Here is a 17,988-nt window from a genome sequence, read left to right as displayed (position 1 = left end):
CGCCCACCTATCAGGCGTTATTAGGTTTTCTAGGTTCATGACTTCACTCTACCTCCTTTACTTCTACGATAGGAGATCTTGGTAATGACAAGCAAAAATGGGGGATTTAGGGGGCGAAGGATCTCAGCAATGACCGATCGATCAACTTGTGTGTACACAGCAGACTTACAGGCTGGGGGCAGACTTACAGGCTGGGGGCGGGTAGATATGATAAACGATACTTTTCAAACATCCTCTGAGGGGCTTTCGGATCATTCTCTTCAAAGTCCTTCACGGTTGGGGAATTGGGGGCTGAGTGGATTAATCACCATAGCGAAAGATTTCATCGAATCTATGTAGTTTTAATCAATGTTCAATAGTTAATGTCAAACGTTCAGTGTCGTACGTCTGACCGCTCGCAACTGAGCAAACTGAGAGAAATTTGGGCAGTGTAGAGTCAGAAAAAGCCTAGAAAGCGAGATGGGTGCTTTTGATGTTTTCTGATATCGTCACCGAGTTTCACGCAGGATTAACCCCGCCCGTTTTGTCTCAAGGGAAAACGGATGCCCTCCAGTTAGAATCAACGCTACAAGAACTGCCGCTCTATAACTTTCAGGTAGATTTGCGCTGTTTGGGCAGTCAAGTTGCTCAAGTGTTTCAGCAATATCCACTGTTGCCAGGTGTGATTTTGACCCGCGAAAATCAGTTTGTCGGCATGGTTTCTCGTCAGTGTCTATTGGAGTATTTGCTGCGCCCTCATGGGATAGAACTGTTTCTCCACAAGCCGTTGGGAGTTTTGCACAGCTACACCCAGACCAAAAATCTCATTCTCAGTGGAGACACCCCGATTTTACTTGGCGCACAACAAGCCCTGCGACGATCGCCCGATTTGCTCCGTGACCCGATCGTGCTACAACTCGAACCCGGAGTCTACCGCCTATTAGACACTCACGAACTCAACATCGCCTACTGGCACATTCGCGGCATCGAAACTCAAGTCAGATACGAACGGCTACAAGTTGAAATGCTGCAAAGCGACAAAATGGCCAGTCTGGGGCGACTTGTTGATGGCGTGGCTCACGAAATCTTAGATCCTGTCAGTTTTATCTGGGGAAATCTCAGCCACCTTGGAGACTACAGCCGCAATTTGTTAGCGCTAATCACCGCTTTTGAAAAGCACTTTCCTCAACAGCCGCGAGAAATTCAAACCCTCAAAGCGACGATCGAACTCGACTACATTCAAGAAGATCTACCCAAAACGTTAGACAGCATTAAAACTGGAGCAGAGCGGCTTTCAAAACTGGCAAACGGGCTACAAAACTTTTGTCATATTGATGAAGTTTATCCCAAACCTGCCAACATTCACGCCTGTTTAGATAGCGTCTTATTACTGTTGAGAAGTCGATTGACCAGTGAAATTCAAATTCATAAAAACTACGGTCATTTGCCGCCTGTCCCCTGTTTTATCGGACAACTGAGCCAGGTTTTTATGAATATTTTGAGTCGAGCGATCGACCTTCTACTCAATCAGGCAATCAGCGATCGCTTAGGCACCGAATTACAGTTACCCAGTGGTCGATTGCTCACGACTTCTACTTCTCCTCAGATTACGATCACGACAGATGTCTGCTCGATCGAAGGCAGCGGAATGCGTTGGGTCTCGATTCGCATTGGAGACAATGGCGCACAAATGACCGCCGAAACTCAGCGACAGTTAATGGATGCCATTCAAACCGAATCGACCACTCCCAAAGAAACCAGCCTCACCACCAGCTACCGCATCATCACCGCAAAACACGGCGGCAAGTTTCGAGTCTATTCCTGTATCAATCCGACCGAGGAGACGAAATTAGCGATCGGCACCGAGTTTGAAATTCTCTTACCCCTCGCTTGAGAATTGAAACGTAACCAAACATGAATTCTGTTTCAAAGTCCCCCAGAATTGGGCGGTTGGGCAAAAGTGCTAAATAACGAAGCGAATAACTTTGTCGAATTGATGTCAAGTACTTCTGTAATCACTCTATTCGTCTGTTTTGACAACGATGTAAATAGACGTGAATTCGAGCAATGAGAGTTTTTCGCTTCGGTGTTTACAGCTTCTGCCCCCCAACCCCCCAACTTTGGGTGACTTTCAGACAAGATGTTTGATTCAAAGTCCCTCACTCGTGGGGGATTTAGGGGGCTGCCTGGATTGACAACCGCAGCGAAAGGTTCCGTCGAACTTACATTAAATAGAGCATTGCAAGGGAGCGATCGCCCAGCCATTCTGAGTCATCGGATGAAAACATTTGAATCTGCTGTCAATCAATGTGTTGAAACCCCTGCTTGACTGACAAAACTGATTGAGCTTAAAACGGAAGCTAGGAGGGAAGCGGAACATCGTTTATGCTGGACAGTTAAGTTGAGTTTTTGTTGGAATTGAAGAGAGTCGATCGCTTGCTCCATCAACTTGGATTAGCACTCAAGGCAGATCTGGAGGTTGATGGCATTGGAGACGGTTTTTATGCTGATTCGTTGGCAACGGCGTTCTCTGCCCAATTGCTAAAGCACTATGCCACTCGCAAGCATGTCTTCCGATCGTATGACGATGGATTGCCCAAAGATAAGTTGAATGTGGCGATCGACTATATCAACGAACACTTAGGCAAGAAGCTATTGCTGGAAGACATGGCGGCTAATCTGCACATCAGCCAGTACCATTTCTGTCGGATGTTCAAGCGATCAACTGGCCTGAGTCCCCATTGCTACCTGATGCAACAACGGGTGGAACAGGCAAAACAACTCTTGAGGAAACCAGAACTTACAGTGACAGATATTGCGCTAGAGTGCGGATTCAATAACCAGAGCCACCTTGCCAGATACTTTCGTTGCTACACCAAGGTTTCACCAACGCAATTTCGCAAAATGTAGTGCGTCATCCTTTCTAACTCGCTTGGTAGGGCGATCGCACCTCTCGCGAATTGAACCTTTTAATTGCGATCGTCCGTTACTCACTTGCGCCTGCTTGTAGCACCTGTTCTGGAGTCAGATCTAAGTTTGGAAGGGTGGAAGAAATGAGACGATCGTTCCCCTTAAAAACCGCTTCCTCATACAATCCTGCAACCAGCGTCAAAACCGTAATCTGTGCCTGCTGCGGATCGACAATCCAATACTCGGCAATGCTGCGCGCTGCATATTCGGAACGCTTGTAACGGTAATCTCGCGCTTCGTTAGTCGTGCCAGGAGAAACGATTTCGACCACGAGGGCAGGCGGTGGCATATCCGGCATCACAACGCTGCGCTTTGCTCCAGTCAGGGCAGCCGCAAGGTCTTCGGTTAGCACCATCAGGTCAGGAATCCGCGTCGTGGTTCGATAGCCATTGACCACAACCTCAGTGCCCCGTCGCAGGAGCTTGGGGTTGACGAATTGGCCGATCGCAAAGAGTAGAATCATCGCAATCTCGTTGTTTAAGTCGCTTTCAGAAGGCACTTCAGCTAATTCCCCGTTCACTAATTCATAGCGAGTATCTGTCCCGTCGTCATAGTCCAGATATTCTTCTAAGGTCATGCGGCGCGTGGTGGTTTTCATGGCGATTTTTCCTGGTGATGTACAAGCGATCGCTGGCTTAAGCTGAGTGCAATCTCCACAAATTGCTAAATCAAATCTGGGTCAACCCCTAGTTCTCTCAACCGTTCAGCCAACCTAGCGGCTTTTGCCTCTGCGACGATCGCCCGTTCGCTACCCGTCAGAAGTAAATCGCCCTGCAAACTCCACCAGCGCAACCAGCGTTGATTTTGATTCTGATAAGCGCCTTCCCAGACACCAATTTCTATTTCCATTGGCGCGATCGGATAATGTCCACGATCGTTCGCAGTCATTCGTTGATATTGCCCCCCCACGAGTTCATACATCTCCAACTCACCACTGTTGATCAAGAAGATGCCGTAGAAAGGAATCCGCACAATTCGCTCATATACCCAAAATTTGCCAGGTCTGATAATTCCACTGTCTTCCGAATAGGAAAGCGGGGTTTGGTCGTGTTCTTCGCTGCCATCGCCAGAGGCAAACTCTAGCGCGATCGTCGGGGCAATAAATTCTCGCCATAACACATACGATCGCCGAATTTCCCCTTTCAGTCTGGGCGGAACGTTGGGCACATAAAACCAGTCCGGCGCTTCCGCTCCTTTTTCAGGTGGCTCCGTTTTGCGCCAGTAGATGCCGCAGTCTTGTCCGATCGCATATTGCCCGTCTGGATGAATTCGCTCTAAAGTTGTAGCGATCGAGTCCGTCAAGATTAAAGATTGGGGATGCTCCTGAAAATTCTTCACAAACGAACCATCCGACTCTGGGAGTTGTGTGTGGTCGGGAAACTGTGGCGGCAAATCATTGGGAGCCGCTGTTGTCTGAGTTAGGGTTTCAGCCATTCACATTTCACCCCATTTAATCTAGCTTTAGCATAGCGCAGCCTCTCATCCTCTCACTTTCAGATCAACAAGCTTTACCTGACAAAAGTGTTGACTGCTAAGGGTTGTGTGTTTGGCAATTGATCGAGTCGATCGACCTGTGGTGTCGTTTGACCGTTGAAGTAATCAATCCACACACTGGAATCTACCAAAATCATTCGTTCGTTCTCAGGGTTTCTAGATCGCCGTCCCACGGTAGCTGACCTCGAAAGGAGCGAATCGCTTCCTGCCGCTTGATCTGAATCAGGGTTTTCAGGGCGAGTTCGATAACTTCCTGTTGAGCTGTTAACCCAGTCGCTTTGAGGGCATCTGCAACTAAAGCATCATCAATCTCTACGTTAGTTTTCATGACTTTAGCTGAATGGGAACTTGTCTCGATTATTTCATTATTCTTATCTGGAAGGCAATCGCTTTACCTCTCTTGAAATGCAAAGGCATGATCGTCTTTTCATCGTTGGTGCCTGGGCGGTCGCATCTCTCGCAATTCAGGTTGAATCTTCCAACCGCGATCGCCCAATCTAATCTGGATTTAGCATAGCGCAACCTGCTCATCATCTACTTTCAGGCAAACAAGCTTTACCCGACGAAAATTTTGAGAAAAGTGCAATATTTTGCGATCAAGTTTTCATTAAGACGATTAGAGGGGAGAAATTTCCTTTCAAACGATCGACAACAATTTCGATAGATTTAGCAAGATTGTGTTGGGCGATCGCAAGAAAATGTGCGACTGAATTTGAAAGGGCAGGCTAGATTAAGACCCAGACCGTAAACATCTTTGACGTAACCCTCGCAATTTCTTAGAAAAATCGTGAAATACCCATTACAGCGTTCTGTTATCGCTTTTCTTATCGCTTTCCTTCTCGCTCTCACCTGTTCAGGAATTCTACAAAGTGTCCTGGCACAAGAAATTGCAATAAGAAGACAACCGCTTAACATTGCATCAAAAACAATCTGGACAGAACCAGTTCCTGTTTGCTGGGAAACGTCAGGCTCTGATACTGAGAAAGCGTGGGTGCGTTCTTCAGTTGGAGATACGTGGGAAAGGATATCTGGAATTCGCTTCACTGGCTGAGGTGCATGTCCATCTACGTCAAATGGAATTCGTATTCGCATTGCTGATGAGGGCCCTCATACAAAAGGTTTAGGAAAGCGATTAGATGGACTAACCCCCGGTATGGTGTTAAATTTCACCTTTAATAATTGGGAAAAAAGCAACTGTAGCGCTGGTTCTAATAGAGAAAGATGTATTCGGTCAATTGCTGTACACGAGTTTGGTCATGCAATGGGTTTTGCTCATGAGCAAAACCGTTCTGATAAGCCATCATCTTGTAAAGAACCTAAACAAGGCAGCGACGGTGACACAAACGTAGGTGTATGGGATATAAGTTCTGTCATGAACTACTGCAATCCTACTTGGAACAATGGTGGACGATTGAGTGCAACAGATATACAAGGAGCAAAGCTATTCTACGGAAACGCATGGAGTGATTGGGAAAACTTAGGTGGGCAATTAGCTTCTGCTCCTACAGCAGTTTCGTGGGCATCAAACCGCATTGATGTTTTTGCTCAAGGTAAGAATAATCGTTTGTGGCATAAAGTTTGGGATGGAACCCGTTGGGGCGATTGGATGGAAGATCCTACAGGTGTTATGTCTTCTGCACCTGCGGTTACTTCTTGGAGAGCCAATCGACTTGATGTTTTTGTCCGTGGCGAGACAGGAGAACTATGGCATAAGGCATGGGGTGAATCCAAGTGGAGTGACTGGGAGAACTTAGGTGGGCAATTAGCCTCTGCGCCTGCGGCGGTTTCATGGGCACCGAACCGACTTGATGTTTTTGCTCAGGGTAAGAATAATCGTTTGTGGCATAAGGTTTGGGATGGAGCCCGTTGGGGCGATTGGATGGAAGATCCTACAGGTGTTATGTCTGATGCGCCTGCGGTTACTTCTTGGGGAGCCAATCGACTTGATGTTTTTGTCCGTGGCGATGATGATCAGTTGTGGCACAAGGCATGGGGTGAATCTAAGTGGAGTGACTGGGAGAACTTAGGTGGGCAATTAGCCTCTGCTCCTGCGGCAGTTTCGTGGGCACCTAACCGCATTGATGTGTTTACTCAGGGTAAGAATAATCGTCTGTGGCACAAGGTGTACTCTGAAAACCAATGGGGCGCTTGGATGGAAGATCCTAAGGGTGTGATGTCTTCTGCTCCTGGAGTAGCCTCTTGGAGAGCTAATCGGCTTGATGTTTTTGTCCGTGGTGATGGTGAAGAACTATGGCACAAAGCATGGGATGAATCTCAGTAGCTTCTTTATAGCAATGTTTGAGATGCAAAGGCGTGATTGCTTCCTCGTCATTAGTCATTATGCAATCGAACCCGGCTTGACCGTCATTAGCGGCACCAATCACATCGTCAGTTCTAGTCTGAAACACGATCGCTCCACCCCTTTTGAAACACCAAGGCACGATCGTTGTTCATTGTTGAGTTGAGCGATCGCGTTTCTGTTTGAATAATCTAGACGCAGAAAGCGCGATCGCTAACAACAAACATTATGATGAGAGTGACCGTCTTCACTCACTTGTCTAAATCTATGGCGGATGCCCTACGAAACTCTCGACTTCAGCAAGCGATCGAGGTTGCAGAAGCTCTATCGCTAGAAGAGCGTCAACTGTTGCTGGAGATTTTAGCGAAACGGCTGCGGCGACAACAGAGTCAACAACTGCTAGAAGAAATTCAAGAAGTTCGCCAAGATGTTGCAGAAGGTCGCATTCAGTACGGCTCTGTAAAAGACTTTCTAGCGGAGCTAGATGCTTGAGACAAATTGCCTGGAGTCCAAAATCTCTACGTGCGTTTAAGCGTATGGTGCGCCAAAACCCTCAACTGCGCCCCATGATTGAAGAAACCCTGGAACAACTTGCTGACGATCCCTTCCATCCCACATTAAAAACTCATAAGCTGTCGGGTGAGTTTGCTGGAATTTGGGCTTGCTCGATCGACTATAGCTATCGCATCCTCTTTGAGTTTGTAGCAAACCCAGGAGAAAGCGAGGAAGATGGAATTTTGTTGCTAAATCTTGGCGATCATGATGATGTGTATTAGCGATCGCTCCACACCTTTTGAAACACCAAGGCACGATCGTTGTTGAATTGAGTGATCGCGGTTTATCTTGCGGCACGAACAGTTGAAATCGAGGATGCGATCGCTTCAATTTGAGACTCAGAAACCTCAACCGTATCTTGAGGAATTAAACCTTCCAAACTGTATCCATTTTCTTGTTTATCTGAGCCTGAATAGCATTCCACGATCGTCCCAATGCTCCCCTTCATTAAATTCAGTGCAGGAATATCTTCCCGCAAAGCAACCTGAGAAAAAAGTTGAAATTTCATACCGAACCTCCTATGCCGGGAACAACGTCACAAATTGAGTCGCTTCACCTGTATCAATCCAGATTGTTTTAACTCGAATCGTAACCCCATTAGGGCTACTCAACTCTCCAGTAATTGCATACTTCTGTTCATATCGAGTTTGAACGGTTGGTATTGCTTCCAGTGAAAGAATCTGCTCTCTCAAATCTCGTTCAAGCTGTTGCCAGTTCTTGATGGTATAGCCAGCTTGAGCTAAAAACTGTGACTTATCATCCTTAGCTGACTTATCATCCTTAGCTAATGGAACCAATAGATACTCCGTCAGCTTTGCTTTTGCAACCACAGCATTTGGATCAAGCGTTGCTATAGAAGGTTAGAGAGCTTATTCCAAGCGTAACAAAAACAACGATCGTCTTTGTCATTGAGATGGTTTTTATGTAATGAACGACGATCGCTCTCCCAATCTTGACTGGGCGATCGCTCCACACCTGTTGAAACATAAAGGCGCGATCGCTTTCTCATTGTTGGTCATTGAGCGCTCTACATCTCTTGGCTGCTGAGGGGCGATCTTGTTTCCCTATTCTTTCACAGTGCGATCGCTCAATCATTTCGCAATTCGGGTAAATTGAGATGCCTTGCTACGATAAAAGACTCTGAAAAGACTAATGCCGGATCTGTACGTGGTGATTCGCAATCAAGATGATGTTGCTATGTCCTCTATTGAAGGAGAATTACTCACGGTCTTTTTGCTTCAAGATGAGATTCTCCTGCACATTCAACCTGTTGATTTATTCCTGGCAGAAGTCCTCTTCTTCAATTTACCCATTGGCAGATATCAGGTAATGGCAAGGCATCCGTTAGTGAATCCTACTCAGGCTCAACAACCTGTTCAGATTGAGCCACAAACTGCTGTAATAGGCGTAAGATTTATCTACAGCGAACCAGAACGGCAGCTTTTGAGGGTTGAATTAAGGGAGTTTAGAGTGAATGAATAATCAGTCAATCCAGGTTGGTGATCCTCGCTCTTTACGAGCTTGCCAAGTCCGGGTGGTTAGCTTAACCAAGTTTTTAGAACATGATTGGCATCAAGAGAGCGCTATCTGGTTGATGAACAGCACGCTTCAACTAGCTGAAGCAACCGCAATATTGGCAATGAAAGAGGTAGAAGCCGCTGCTGCTTTAGGACTTCCCCCACAATTTCACAATCAAGTTTCTCAAGTAGGCAGATCTTCAGAAGCTTATAGAGACAGAATAACAGCCTTAACAAGGCAGCTCTGGCAAGAACAACGAACTGAGCGCCGAGCGAGTTTAGCCCTAGAATTGGCTGAAGCTTCGGCAACGCTGGCACGGTTGATAGGCGCGGACGTGGCGCGAAGTATCGCAATAGGTTAAAGCCTTTGAAGAACGATTAACCATCATTGGAAGCGAGATCGCACCTTGATTGGCTGTCATAAAGAATCATTTTGCTCATCGTTTGAGTTTCTTTAAGTTCTGTAAATTTCCTTAAAAAGGATACGATCGACCGATAGAATATCAACTATTGCAGGATTCAATTAGACGTTATCAGGCTTGTTGGGAGGGCAGATGGAGTTTTTAAGTAACATCAACTTTGAGGCGATCGCTCAGTTGAGTTTGTTAGCGGCGATTGTAATTGCGGGGCCAGTCGTGATTTTTGTGTTGGCGTTTCGTGGCGGTGATCTCTAAAGAGATTTCAGTCATATCTACAGCTTGATGAGTGTTTCAGACAGGTTAGCAATAAGTTTTTAGTTTTAAGAGAGAGTAGCTCTACAGCCCGGTTATTACGATCGGGCTTTTTCGTGTCTTTTTGGATTTTGAACACAGCAGGCTTCTAGTCTTCTGTCTCAGGTCTCTTCTGAATCAGAGTGACGAAATTTTGCAGCGCTTTGAAGTAGGATTCGCCCGCGACTTCTGCCACATCATTGTGATCGGCTCCTGAGACCGCAAAAAATTGTTTGGGTTGATTGGCTGCATCGTAAAGAGCCTGACCATGCCAAAAAAGAATGACCTGATCGTTCTCACCGTGAATCACCAAAACGGGACAGCGCACTAGTTTGAGACGATCGCGATTGGGGAATTTGTCAAACGGAAAAATCGGAATCGGCAACACGACGCGAAATGCACTAGTGAATCCACTTTCGATGATCAGTGCGGCGATCGGCTTTTGGGTCGCGAGATGGATGGTTGGCCCGTTGCCCACTGATCGCCCAAAGGCAATGATGCGATCGCTCCTCACGCCCAGTTTTGTCGTCAGATAAGAGTAAGCCGTTTCAATATCGCGATAGGATTTTTGCTCTGAAGGCTTGCCCTGACTCGTTCCGTAGCCCCGATAATCATAGGCAAACACCGAAAATCCAACCGTACGAAGGTCTTCTAAAGTGGGGCGAATGTCACCCAGATCCTCGGCGTTACCGTGACTGTAGAGCAATGTGTAAGTTGCCCTAGGGTTGGGCAGATAAAGGGCCGAAAGCTGGATGCGATCAGGCGTTTCTAGCTTGAGAATGTCGGGACTGTCTTGATAGCTGGTGGGCTGAGGTTGAAAAATTAGACGTTCTGAGAAAAAGTAAGCAAAGATGCCCAGCGCCAGGTAGATAAAGAGCAGCGATCGCGCCAACCGTTCCAGTGTAAAATCTCCCCATAGCAAGCGATTTAGCGTTCTTTTGTTCATGGTGCGATCGCCTGTAGAAGATCAATCCTTGGAACTTTCTAATGCTTGAAGTGCGGCTTTGATCAGATGATAATACTGCGGTTGCGACACATCGACTTGTTTGGCGGCTTGCTGTGTTTTGCCCAGCGTTCCGATGCGCTGCCCTTTTTGAATTGAGAGAATTTCACCTTTGAAATTGCGAATTCTCAACTCTTTGGTGTCGCCTCGCTCCAATAATGTGCAGGTGTAATGACGCTGACTGTAAGAAAACTCAACCGCCGACTTTGCACTGGGCAACCGCACGCCCACCACTTCTAGCTGAACTGAAACCTCATCATTCCATTCATTAGTTCTGACGCGATAGGCAATATCCAGATATTTTGGCAAGGGATAATATTCGCCCCACCGCCACGCGATCGCCGTCAACTTTTGACTCGGCATCAAGACTTCTGCATCCAAATCTTCCTGGCTCACCATCATTTTTAGATGACCTTTGCCAATCAGTTTTTGGTCGCTAATTCGGACATTGGGTGTCCAAAAAACCGGATCAGGATTTTCCATGCCGCAGGGCTGAAGGGCATCAATTTGTTGATAAAAGCTCAGATCAATTTGACTCAAACTTGCTTGAGCATCGACGGTGACCAGCGGTTTGAGGTGTTCGGGTTCGAGCGAACTGTGGGCAAACGTGCGAAGGCGCGATCGAATGGCTTCTAATTGATTTGCCTCAAACGAAAACCCGCCTGCCGCCTTGTGTCCACCACATTTAAGCATCAGATCTTTACAGCATTCCAACGCTTCAAACACATGAAACTCTGGAATACTCCGCGCCGATCCGCGAATGTGTTGTTTCAATTCATCTTCGTATGTGCCGATGAATACCGGAACGCCGTATCGTTCGACTAATCGAGATGCCACAATGCCAATCACACCATGATGCCAATCCGGTTGTACCAGCAACATCACGCGATCGTCCTTCGCATTCACTGATCCTTGTTCGTAAGCGTCGATCGCATCTCGTTCAATTTGTTCGCAGAGTTGCTGACGCTGTTGATTGATCTGTTCGCATTTCATTGCCTGCTCTAAGGCGACTCCAGGATCGTCGGTGATCAACAACTCAATCACAATTTGGGGATCTGCCAATCGTCCTACTGCATTGATCCGAGGCCCCAAGCGGAACCCGATCGCTTCTGGTTTGAGATTTTTTTCCCCGCTCAAGCCCGCCACCTGGATCAGCGCCTGAACGCCTTCTAGCCTGGATTTGGGCAACAGTTGTAAGCCACGTTTCACCCAGCGACGATTGACTCCGGTGAGCGGGGCGAGGTCAGCGATTGTGCCCAGCGTAAAAAGCTCTAACAACACGTCCCGCAGTTCTCTCGCTTTACCAAAACTTTTGGCCAACGACAGCGCCAAAATATAAGCGACTCCCACCCCTGCCATCGTGCGATAGGGCGACGCTTCATCAATTAATTTGGGATTGAGAATCGCATTGGCATCGGGAAGGGTCGGCGGCAGATCATGGTGATCCGTCACGATAATCACGAGTCCGAGTTCTCTGGCTCTGGCGATCGGCTTGTGGGCGGCAATTCCGTTATCGACCGTGAGAATCACCGACACGCCATCTTCGTGAAAGTCTTCGACAATGCGCTCATTGATGCCGTAGCCTTCATTCATGCGGCTGGGAATCGCGTAATCGACTCTGGCACCCAAAAAACGCAGCGATCGCAGCAACAGAGCCGTACTCGTCATGCCGTCTGCGTCGTAGTCTCCACAGATTGCAATTCGCTGGTTTTGATTAATGGCATTGATTAGCAATTCTAGACTGATCGGCAAATCTGGAAAATCCTCCATCGGCGAAGGCAAATCCAGCTTGTCAGGGTCGATAAATCCTTGAATCTCTTCGGGGGTCGAAAGCCCGCGATTGAGCAAGACTTGCGCCAATAAAGGAGAAAGATTTGTCCTTTGTGCAAGCTGTTTGGCTTGTTCGACCTGAGCCGGAAAAATATTCCAGCGTTGATCAGGAATTTTGGTGCGTATCGATTGGGAAGTCGGCAACTCTAACACAGGCGATCGCTCAAAAAGATTAGCTCATCTTACAAGAGAGTTGGGAGATTCAAAACACTTCAACTCGTCCATCGTTGCGAATGTAGACGGAGCGATCGCCTGGCGGATATCGTTTTTCGGATTGCAATTCGATCAATAGAAGATCGGGTTTGGGTTTTGAGACACGGGATTTTAGCGCCAGAGAAGTCATATCCCAAAAAACGACTGACAGATTGGGTTCGCTACTGCCGCCTCGCGCAAATTCGATCTGTTGTCCCTGATTAATCAGTGCAGGATCGGTGCCAAACACTTTCTCGATCTGGACGGGATTCTCCGATCGATTGATCACCTGTACTCGAATCTTTTGCCCTGGTGTAAATTGCAGAACAGGCGGCGGGCAATTACTGGCGCACGATCGAGCCGACACTTGACCAGAATGCAGCGCTTGAGTCGAGAAAATCGTCATTCCTGCGAGAACAATCAACCATTTAGAAGCCATATCAAACACTCCAAGAGGTGTCCGCAAAACCAGACAGTTTGATTATCACGTAGAATGAGTGCTAAGCAAACCAAGTTAACCTGATCGGGGCTACTGTGATCGCAAAAAATGTCTTGTGTCATCCAGCGATCACTGCAAAATCATTCAAACCAGTTCTCGATCGCTAACCCTGAGAAATTAGAATAATCAGAAATATTTCTAGTAACGAGAATAAGATTGTGAACAGCGACGACTGCTGCAATTTGTCCGTCTGCATACGAAGGCATTCGTCCTGTTCCAGCTAGCCTTGCCCGCTCAATTGCAAACCACTCTGCTTCAACCTCACCATAGTCCAGGATTGAAACGTTGGGGCGGATGATTTGACGCAAGAAAAAGCCCAATTCTTCGTTTTTTCGAGAAGTCGGTAAACGATGAAAGCCGTAAAGTAGCTCATGCCATGTCACAGATGCGATCGCAATATCATCGATATTTTGTGCGTATTTTGTCTCAATGGCTAAGTTGGGCTGGAGCCTAAACAGTTCTGAGATCGTGTTGGTGTCAAGCAGAAAGCGCAAGTCTACCACCTCGGATTTTTAGGAGCAGGCGTGCGATCTCTGACATCCCTAAAAATCTCGTCAGGGTCAAGGTCAATCCCTTCAGCAAGCATCTCTTCTCGAAATTTGGCTAGAGATTCCAGAAAATCTTTTCCCCGATCCGATCTCACTTCCGGCTGCGGTGGTACAACTTGGGCAACGGGTGTTCCTGCTTGCAACACGACAAAGCTTTCTCCCGCCTGAACGCGCTGTAGATAGGCAGGCAAATCTTCTGAGATTTCCTCGATCGTGATTTCAATCATGATTCACCTCGAAAAACGTTTAGGGTTAGCTTGCACACACAATTACTTCGTCAATTCTCTCCTTGAAAGCTCATGAAACCATTTTGAGTACGTACAATAAATTTCGTTGTCCTTGCCTCTAACCATACCGAGAAAATTAATTTTTCCTCGCAGCACCTCCTTAAATGAAGGAATCTCTTTAAATGGAGGAGGTTTATGACCAGATCTATCAATGTCCTGAGCATATTTGTCATGGTATCTCTGCTCCGTTGATTCCAATCCAAATTTATCCCAAGCATAAAGCATGGAGCTAATTTCGCGTACAAAACTCCGTTTTACATTAGGAAATCTGTTGACAGTTAATCCTGTAACTTCCTGATGGTTACTTTTGTGTTGCAGTCTGATTTTATTATCATTGATTTCAAAGCCATTGCCTTGAATTATTAACTTCAGTTTCTCTCCCAAAACAACTTTCGATATCTCTGCATCATTTTCCAGATGTGCTAGTTCATTTGGAAAATTCAGTAAAGTTGTAGAGAAGGTTATATCGTCAGCATATCTTGTATATGTACATTTATATTCCTTCGCTAGCTTTCGCAGTTCGCTATCCATGCGTACGCAGATCATGTTAGAAACGATCGGCGATGTTGGGGCACCTTGCGGTAGCCTTTCTAGATGACAACAAATTTTAGCCAAAGTCGTAGAGACTTCTCTGGAAAGATTGTAAGGGGGCTTCATAAATATCCCCTGAACTCGCCAAAAGCGAATGCTATGAAAAAAGTCTTTCAGATCAATATTCAATATGAATCTTTTATGTACATGCTGTTCTGCATTTGTCAAAATACTTCTAGTAGGCACAAAACCATGCACAGCCGCTTTTGGTTCGTAGACGCTATAAAGAACTTGACTCAGCTTTCTCTGTAAAATTTTCAATGGTGTGCAAGGAGCGGATATTATTCGAGCCTGTCCCGACTTCTTGGGAATTGAAAAATCTACATACCTCTTATTTTCAGGAAATATTGAGATATGATACCTCAACCGACCATAAGAAACCTCTAGGAGATCAGCCACGTCACTTGGTTCTTTGAGCGCTAAAAAAAGTTCTTTCAGCTCATCACAACTCTGATACAAGAATAGCGTTGATTTGGCTTCAGAATTGTAAATGTACATTGTCAAAACTAATCAGAGATGTTTTGCAAAGAGTTGTTGAATGATGCTTGCTCGCAAGAAGTAGAACATCTGTAGAGCAATATTTACGTCTTCCGCCCAAGTCGTACATACACAAACTGTACAAAGGTAGTGTAAGGGTAAAGTAAGGGGCTATAGTTAGCTCCGGAATACACCATCGCAATTAGTCAATGGAAATTAATATCTCTACAGATGTTCTGTTTCAAATAATAACCTAAAACGTAGGTATTACCGCTTTCTGGCATAGATTTTCTTATATGCCTGCTTCTTATCATAATTGGCAATGCGATAATTGGGCTGTAAGCACAGTGATGTTTGGTACAGCAATATATCTTGATAAAATTGCTCCAGTTTGCCTAAAGCATTGCCGTATTCTCTACAGATTACATAATCATCTGGTGAAGGCGGCAGAAGCGAGAGAGCATTTTTGTAACATTCTCCAGCTTCCATGTCTCTTCCAAGTTCGACAAGCGTTTTAGCCTTCTTCCACCAAACTTCGTAGTCTTTCTCGTCCAGCTCAAGGGCTTTGCCATAAGCAGCATCTGCTTTCTCATGCTCTTCTAGCTGCTCTAAAGCGTCACCCTGTCGAACTCGAATGCTAGGGTTTTTAGGAGCGAGTAAAGATGCTTTTTCATAGGCATCATTTGCTTCGTCTACACGACCTAAATCTGTCGATATGTCGGCTTTCCGCTTCCAGAGTTGTACATTGTTCGGATCTTGCTCTATCTGCTTAAGGCAAGTATCTAACTCTTTTTCTAAATCTCTACGTCTTACCTCATCATGTTTAGTGAAAAGTTGGGGTAAGACAGATTCTTCAGAACAACCTTCTCTTTGAATAAGGTTATAACCGAGACGATACGAATCCTTTATTTCTCGACCTGAGGCTAGCTGATAATAGAATTCATTCAGAAATTTGACAGCATGTACTTCTTCGAGGTCAGCAGTAATCCCAATTACAAAGTTAATATGCTGGACAATTTCTCTAGTTTGTTCTTCTAGGTAGCAGCCGCTCAGAATAATGCAATCTATTTCTATTTCCTTTGCGTGTTCCCTGAACAGATCACCTATCAGTTCCTTTTGGCTACTATTGCCAATATTTTGATCAGTATCTTTGAGGAATAGCCTCTCAACTCCATCTACACATCCAGAAATGTGAATAACAAAAGGTGTGAGCTTCGTTAACTCCTCAGACAGATCGGATGATCCTACATAAGGTCTTTCTTATACTTCAAATCTCCCATCGTTTTTAGCTCTGTCTATCGCGCCTCTAATTTTTACGAGTTCTTCTCTCCATCGTGGCTTTGCAGTACTTTCAGGGCTAGCTGGCAACATCAAAATTGTCTTTTCAGAAGTGTCAGCCCTACGTTCACGTAGATTTGTGTTTACTACTGGATTGGCACCGACGATGATTGGTGCTTCTGCGTTGTTGAGCTGGGTTCCCTGCCCATCGCCTGATACATTCTGTTGATTTTTGAGCGGGGGCGACTCAAGCTTGGGGGATTCAGGAATGGCTTCTGAGACAGATCTTTGGCTAGTTTCCGGGGTGGGCGTGGGTTTAGATCTGGGCGATCGCTTACTTTCCCAAAGCTCATCAAACTCGTTCAGATTGCGCTGAATATCTTGACTCCGAAGCGAGAGCGTAAAATTCCACTTCGCCTCACCCTTCGTTTTCACGCGATGGTCTTGCAGAATTCCTAGAAAATCCCGCATCGACACCAATGCTTCTCGCACATGCGTCGTCGTCACGGCTGCTTGTCCGTCTTGATTAGTAACGTGCATCAAAGTTTGCAGCGTCGTCTCGATCGTCACTTTCTGGCTTCCTGCTTCTTCCTGCCAGCGAAACTGCAACTTTTTTGGATCACTGCCTTCCCCTGCTTTTGTTGCTTCCAAAATCCCTTTCAACACTCGGCAGGCGCGAGTTTGCACAATTGAACCATAGGATTTTTTCTGAGAGCTAGGCATAGTTAGGGCAGTCTTCAAACATCAAAAAGTTTGGGGGAAGTTTGGGGGATAGCAAGCAAATTTCACTCCCCCAATGTAACCAACCCTAATCATTTCAGTCGCTTTCGAGGATTATTTTTTGCTCTTGCCTTGGGAGATCCCCCAAATCTTTTACTAGATTCATCAACCCAATACGAGGCAACTCAACCATGATGAATCTTCAATCCACCCAGCCTATCCAATCGATCGAGCCTCAACTCCCAACGTCCTTACCTCAAATTCCGATTGACCCAACCAATCCGCTCTCTTGGGTGCTTGTCCTGACTCTGTTTCTCGGCACCACCGAAAAGCCCATCAACGCTACCGCGAGTCTGATTCGTGCGATCGCAGCACTTCGAGTCACGATCGCTAAAACTCAGCGTGCTGCCAAGCAGATACCACAAGAGTCGCGTCGAAGAAAATAACCTATGCGGTTGGGGTCAGCAAGCCACAATCTATCCAGGTATCAAGCTATCAAACCCAGCTAATGCTGATCCCCACAAATATTCTTACTGTCCAGACAGCAGATCAAAAAAGCCGTCGTCAATGTCGTAGCCCAGCATTTGAGTCATTGCTTTGAGTCGAGAATTGCCCTCAATCCCCTGTTGTTTGAGCCAGTTGAGCAATACAAAGGTTTTATGCATCACATAGATTTCCAGTGCTTCAGGATTGTACTGAATGCCATCTTTGGGATGAAACTGATGCGGCACCAGCATGGCCGTATAGCGCACAAACTCACCCGCCTTCCAGTCCAACAAAAACGGCAACCACGGATAAAGCGCATCCAACCCAATAAACCAGAGACGAATTTCGGGCACTTCGGGTAGCTCTCTAGGATCTCCGGCTTCTAGCGGATAGTCGATCGCAAACTGCACCGTCTGCTCATGAGCGCTCACCTCAGACAACATCGGCTCGATCGCTTGAATCGCAGGAGAAAGATCGATCGTATTGATCTGATCAGCATTGAGATGAATAACAGGCATAAAAACGTTTTGCAGTCAGACAACTTAACCCATTA

At 46.2% G+C, this 17,988-nt stretch carries 23 protein-coding genes; 9 read left to right on the top strand and 14 right to left on the bottom strand.

The window, feature by feature from the left end; translation table 11 throughout:
- Positions 1-472: 472 nt before the first annotated feature.
- Both ACJ2PR_RS15115 and ACJ2PR_RS15110 read left to right on the top strand, forming a co-directional pair.
- A complete protein-coding gene (locus ACJ2PR_RS15115; RefSeq protein ID WP_446877595.1) occupies positions 473-1,873 on the top strand; it encodes an ATP-binding protein in 1,401 nt (466 codons plus the stop codon).
- A gap of 518 nt (positions 1,874-2,391) precedes the next feature.
- Positions 2,392-2,889 (top strand): helix-turn-helix transcriptional regulator, encoded by a 498-nt coding sequence (locus ACJ2PR_RS15110; protein ID WP_446877594.1) that lies wholly within the window; start codon positions 2,392-2,394, stop codon positions 2,887-2,889.
- 76 nt (positions 2,890-2,965) lie between these two features.
- Here ACJ2PR_RS15110 and ACJ2PR_RS15105 read toward each other — a convergent pair whose 3' ends face one another.
- The 3 genes from ACJ2PR_RS15105 to ACJ2PR_RS15095 all read right to left on the bottom strand — a co-directional run bounded on the left by ACJ2PR_RS15105 (position 2,966) and on the right by ACJ2PR_RS15095 (position 4,771).
- Positions 2,966-3,547, bottom strand: coding sequence for a Uma2 family endonuclease (locus ACJ2PR_RS15105; RefSeq protein WP_446877593.1), 582 nt, complete (start codon positions 3,545-3,547; stop codon positions 2,966-2,968).
- A 65-nt stretch (positions 3,548-3,612) separates the two neighbouring features.
- Positions 3,613-4,383, bottom strand: coding sequence for a Uma2 family endonuclease (locus ACJ2PR_RS15100; protein WP_446877592.1), 771 nt, complete (start codon positions 4,381-4,383; stop codon positions 3,613-3,615).
- Positions 4,384-4,576: 193 nt separating this feature from the next.
- Entirely contained in the window at positions 4,577-4,771 is a 195-nt protein-coding gene (locus ACJ2PR_RS15095; protein ID WP_446871008.1) for a type II toxin-antitoxin system VapB family antitoxin, read from the bottom strand.
- A gap of 825 nt (positions 4,772-5,596) precedes the next feature.
- Here ACJ2PR_RS15095 and ACJ2PR_RS15090 point away from each other — a divergent pair.
- The 3 genes from ACJ2PR_RS15090 (at position 5,597) to ACJ2PR_RS15080 (ending at position 7,518) form a co-directional block, all read left to right on the top strand.
- Positions 5,597-6,724: a M12 family metallopeptidase gene (locus ACJ2PR_RS15090; RefSeq protein WP_446877591.1), complete on the top strand. Its 1,128-nt coding sequence runs from the start codon at positions 5,597-5,599 to the stop codon at positions 6,722-6,724.
- A 246-nt stretch (positions 6,725-6,970) separates the two neighbouring features.
- A complete protein-coding gene (locus tag ACJ2PR_RS15085; RefSeq protein WP_446871010.1) occupies positions 6,971-7,234 on the top strand; it encodes a hypothetical protein in 264 nt (87 codons plus the stop codon).
- Positions 7,231-7,518, top strand: a complete 288-nt coding sequence (locus ACJ2PR_RS15080) for a type II toxin-antitoxin system RelE/ParE family toxin (RefSeq protein ID WP_446871011.1) — start codon at positions 7,231-7,233, stop codon at positions 7,516-7,518. The genes ACJ2PR_RS15085 and ACJ2PR_RS15080 overlap by 4 nt, the downstream gene beginning before the upstream one ends.
- A 62-nt stretch (positions 7,519-7,580) precedes the next feature.
- On the opposite strand, the gene ACJ2PR_RS15075 is transcribed toward ACJ2PR_RS15080, so the two are convergent.
- Positions 7,581-7,805 (bottom strand): DUF4926 domain-containing protein, encoded by a 225-nt coding sequence (locus tag ACJ2PR_RS15075; protein ID WP_446871012.1) that lies wholly within the window; start codon positions 7,803-7,805, stop codon positions 7,581-7,583.
- A 10-nt stretch (positions 7,806-7,815) separates the two neighbouring features.
- Positions 7,816-8,127 carry a DUF6883 domain-containing protein gene (locus ACJ2PR_RS15070; RefSeq protein ID WP_446871013.1) on the bottom strand — a complete coding sequence of 104 codons (312 nt, stop codon included), beginning with the start codon at positions 8,125-8,127 and terminating at the stop codon, positions 7,816-7,818.
- Positions 8,128-8,449: 322 nt separating this feature from the next.
- Here ACJ2PR_RS15070 and ACJ2PR_RS15065 point away from each other — a divergent pair, with 322 nt between their 5' ends.
- The 3 genes from ACJ2PR_RS15065 to psb30 all read left to right on the top strand — a co-directional run bounded on the left by ACJ2PR_RS15065 (position 8,450) and on the right by psb30 (position 9,488).
- Positions 8,450-8,779: a hypothetical protein gene (locus ACJ2PR_RS15065; protein ID WP_446859575.1), complete on the top strand. Its 330-nt coding sequence runs from the start codon at positions 8,450-8,452 to the stop codon at positions 8,777-8,779.
- On the top strand, positions 8,772-9,176 hold the full coding sequence (locus ACJ2PR_RS15060) for a hypothetical protein (RefSeq protein ID WP_446859576.1): 405 nt from the start codon (positions 8,772-8,774) through the stop codon (positions 9,174-9,176). The genes ACJ2PR_RS15065 and ACJ2PR_RS15060 overlap by 8 nt, the downstream gene beginning before the upstream one ends.
- A gap of 192 nt (positions 9,177-9,368) precedes the next feature.
- Positions 9,369-9,488 carry a photosystem II reaction center protein Ycf12/Psb30 gene (gene psb30 / locus ACJ2PR_RS15055; RefSeq protein ID WP_446859577.1) on the top strand — a complete coding sequence of 40 codons (120 nt, stop codon included), beginning with the start codon at positions 9,369-9,371 and terminating at the stop codon, positions 9,486-9,488.
- 145 nt (positions 9,489-9,633) lie between these two features.
- On the opposite strand, the gene ACJ2PR_RS15050 is transcribed toward psb30, so the two are convergent.
- The 8 genes from ACJ2PR_RS15050 to ACJ2PR_RS15015 all read right to left on the bottom strand — a co-directional run bounded on the left by ACJ2PR_RS15050 (position 9,634) and on the right by ACJ2PR_RS15015 (position 16,952).
- Positions 9,634-10,470, bottom strand: coding sequence for an alpha/beta hydrolase (locus tag ACJ2PR_RS15050; protein WP_446877590.1), 837 nt, complete (start codon positions 10,468-10,470; stop codon positions 9,634-9,636).
- A gap of 21 nt (positions 10,471-10,491) precedes the next feature.
- Entirely contained in the window at positions 10,492-12,510 is a 2,019-nt protein-coding gene (recJ, locus tag ACJ2PR_RS15045) for a single-stranded-DNA-specific exonuclease RecJ (RefSeq protein ID WP_446877589.1), read from the bottom strand.
- 49 nt (positions 12,511-12,559) lie between these two features.
- On the bottom strand, positions 12,560-12,988 hold the full coding sequence (locus ACJ2PR_RS15040; protein ID WP_446877588.1) for a hypothetical protein: 429 nt from the start codon (positions 12,986-12,988) through the stop codon (positions 12,560-12,562).
- 140 nt (positions 12,989-13,128) lie between these two features.
- Positions 13,129-13,542: a PIN domain-containing protein gene (locus tag ACJ2PR_RS15035; RefSeq protein ID WP_446877587.1), complete on the bottom strand. Its 414-nt coding sequence runs from the start codon at positions 13,540-13,542 to the stop codon at positions 13,129-13,131.
- 2 nt (positions 13,543-13,544) lie between these two features.
- Complete coding sequence (locus tag ACJ2PR_RS15030) at positions 13,545-13,823, bottom strand: hypothetical protein (RefSeq protein WP_446877586.1); 279 nt, start codon at positions 13,821-13,823, stop codon at positions 13,545-13,547.
- Between the two features lie 42 nt (positions 13,824-13,865).
- Complete coding sequence (locus ACJ2PR_RS15025; protein ID WP_446877585.1) at positions 13,866-14,972, bottom strand: reverse transcriptase domain-containing protein; 1,107 nt, start codon at positions 14,970-14,972, stop codon at positions 13,866-13,868.
- A 246-nt stretch (positions 14,973-15,218) separates the two neighbouring features.
- Entirely contained in the window at positions 15,219-15,716 is a 498-nt protein-coding gene (locus tag ACJ2PR_RS15020; RefSeq protein ID WP_446877596.1) for a tetratricopeptide repeat protein, read from the bottom strand.
- Positions 15,717-16,211: 495 nt separating this feature from the next.
- On the bottom strand, positions 16,212-16,952 hold the full coding sequence (locus tag ACJ2PR_RS15015) for a hypothetical protein (protein ID WP_446877584.1): 741 nt from the start codon (positions 16,950-16,952) through the stop codon (positions 16,212-16,214).
- A gap of 188 nt (positions 16,953-17,140) precedes the next feature.
- On the opposite strand from ACJ2PR_RS15015, the gene ACJ2PR_RS15010 reads away from it, so the two are divergent.
- Positions 17,141-17,395, top strand: a complete 255-nt coding sequence (locus tag ACJ2PR_RS15010) for a hypothetical protein (RefSeq protein ID WP_446877583.1) — start codon at positions 17,141-17,143, stop codon at positions 17,393-17,395.
- Positions 17,396-17,479: 84 nt separating this feature from the next.
- Here the strand turns inward: ACJ2PR_RS15010 and ACJ2PR_RS15005 are convergent, their stop codons facing one another.
- Positions 17,480-17,953, bottom strand: a complete 474-nt coding sequence (locus ACJ2PR_RS15005) for a CRR6 family NdhI maturation factor (protein WP_446870850.1) — start codon at positions 17,951-17,953, stop codon at positions 17,480-17,482.
- Positions 17,954-17,988 lie beyond the last annotated feature (35 nt).

The organism is Phormidesmis sp. 146-33 (assembly GCF_052939515.1).
Note: the sequence above shows the minus strand (reverse complement) of the source record. Positions and strands in the feature narration are given on the sequence as shown.

Coding starts and splice junctions, on each gene's coding strand:
- ACJ2PR_RS15010 (WP_446877583.1), top strand. CDS start 17,141: ATGATGAATCTTCAATCCACCCAGCCTATCCAATCGATCGAGCCTCAA.
- ACJ2PR_RS15040 (WP_446877588.1), bottom strand. CDS start 12,988: ATGGCTTCTAAATGGTTGATTGTTCTCGCAGGAATGACGATTTTCTCG.
- ACJ2PR_RS15095 (WP_446871008.1), bottom strand. CDS start 4,771: ATGAAAACTAACGTAGAGATTGATGATGCTTTAGTTGCAGATGCCCTC.
- ACJ2PR_RS15115 (WP_446877595.1), top strand. CDS start 473: ATGTTTTCTGATATCGTCACCGAGTTTCACGCAGGATTAACCCCGCCC.
- ACJ2PR_RS15005 (WP_446870850.1), bottom strand. CDS start 17,953: ATGCCTGTTATTCATCTCAATGCTGATCAGATCAATACGATCGATCTT.
- psb30 (WP_446859577.1), top strand. CDS start 9,369: ATGGAGTTTTTAAGTAACATCAACTTTGAGGCGATCGCTCAGTTGAGT.
- ACJ2PR_RS15105 (WP_446877593.1), bottom strand. CDS start 3,547: ATGAAAACCACCACGCGCCGCATGACCTTAGAAGAATATCTGGACTAT.
- ACJ2PR_RS15050 (WP_446877590.1), bottom strand. CDS start 10,470: ATGAACAAAAGAACGCTAAATCGCTTGCTATGGGGAGATTTTACACTG.
- ACJ2PR_RS15090 (WP_446877591.1), top strand. CDS start 5,597: ATGGTGTTAAATTTCACCTTTAATAATTGGGAAAAAAGCAACTGTAGC.
- ACJ2PR_RS15025 (WP_446877585.1), bottom strand. CDS start 14,972: ATGTACATTTACAATTCTGAAGCCAAATCAACGCTATTCTTGTATCAG.
- ACJ2PR_RS15075 (WP_446871012.1), bottom strand. CDS start 7,805: ATGAAATTTCAACTTTTTTCTCAGGTTGCTTTGCGGGAAGATATTCCT.
- ACJ2PR_RS15065 (WP_446859575.1), top strand. CDS start 8,450: ATGCCGGATCTGTACGTGGTGATTCGCAATCAAGATGATGTTGCTATG.
- ACJ2PR_RS15100 (WP_446877592.1), bottom strand. CDS start 4,383: ATGGCTGAAACCCTAACTCAGACAACAGCGGCTCCCAATGATTTGCCG.
- ACJ2PR_RS15030 (WP_446877586.1), bottom strand. CDS start 13,823: ATGATTGAAATCACGATCGAGGAAATCTCAGAAGATTTGCCTGCCTAT.
- ACJ2PR_RS15015 (WP_446877584.1), bottom strand. CDS start 16,952: ATGCCTAGCTCTCAGAAAAAATCCTATGGTTCAATTGTGCAAACTCGC.
- ACJ2PR_RS15060 (WP_446859576.1), top strand. CDS start 8,772: ATGAATAATCAGTCAATCCAGGTTGGTGATCCTCGCTCTTTACGAGCT.
- ACJ2PR_RS15085 (WP_446871010.1), top strand. CDS start 6,971: ATGATGAGAGTGACCGTCTTCACTCACTTGTCTAAATCTATGGCGGAT.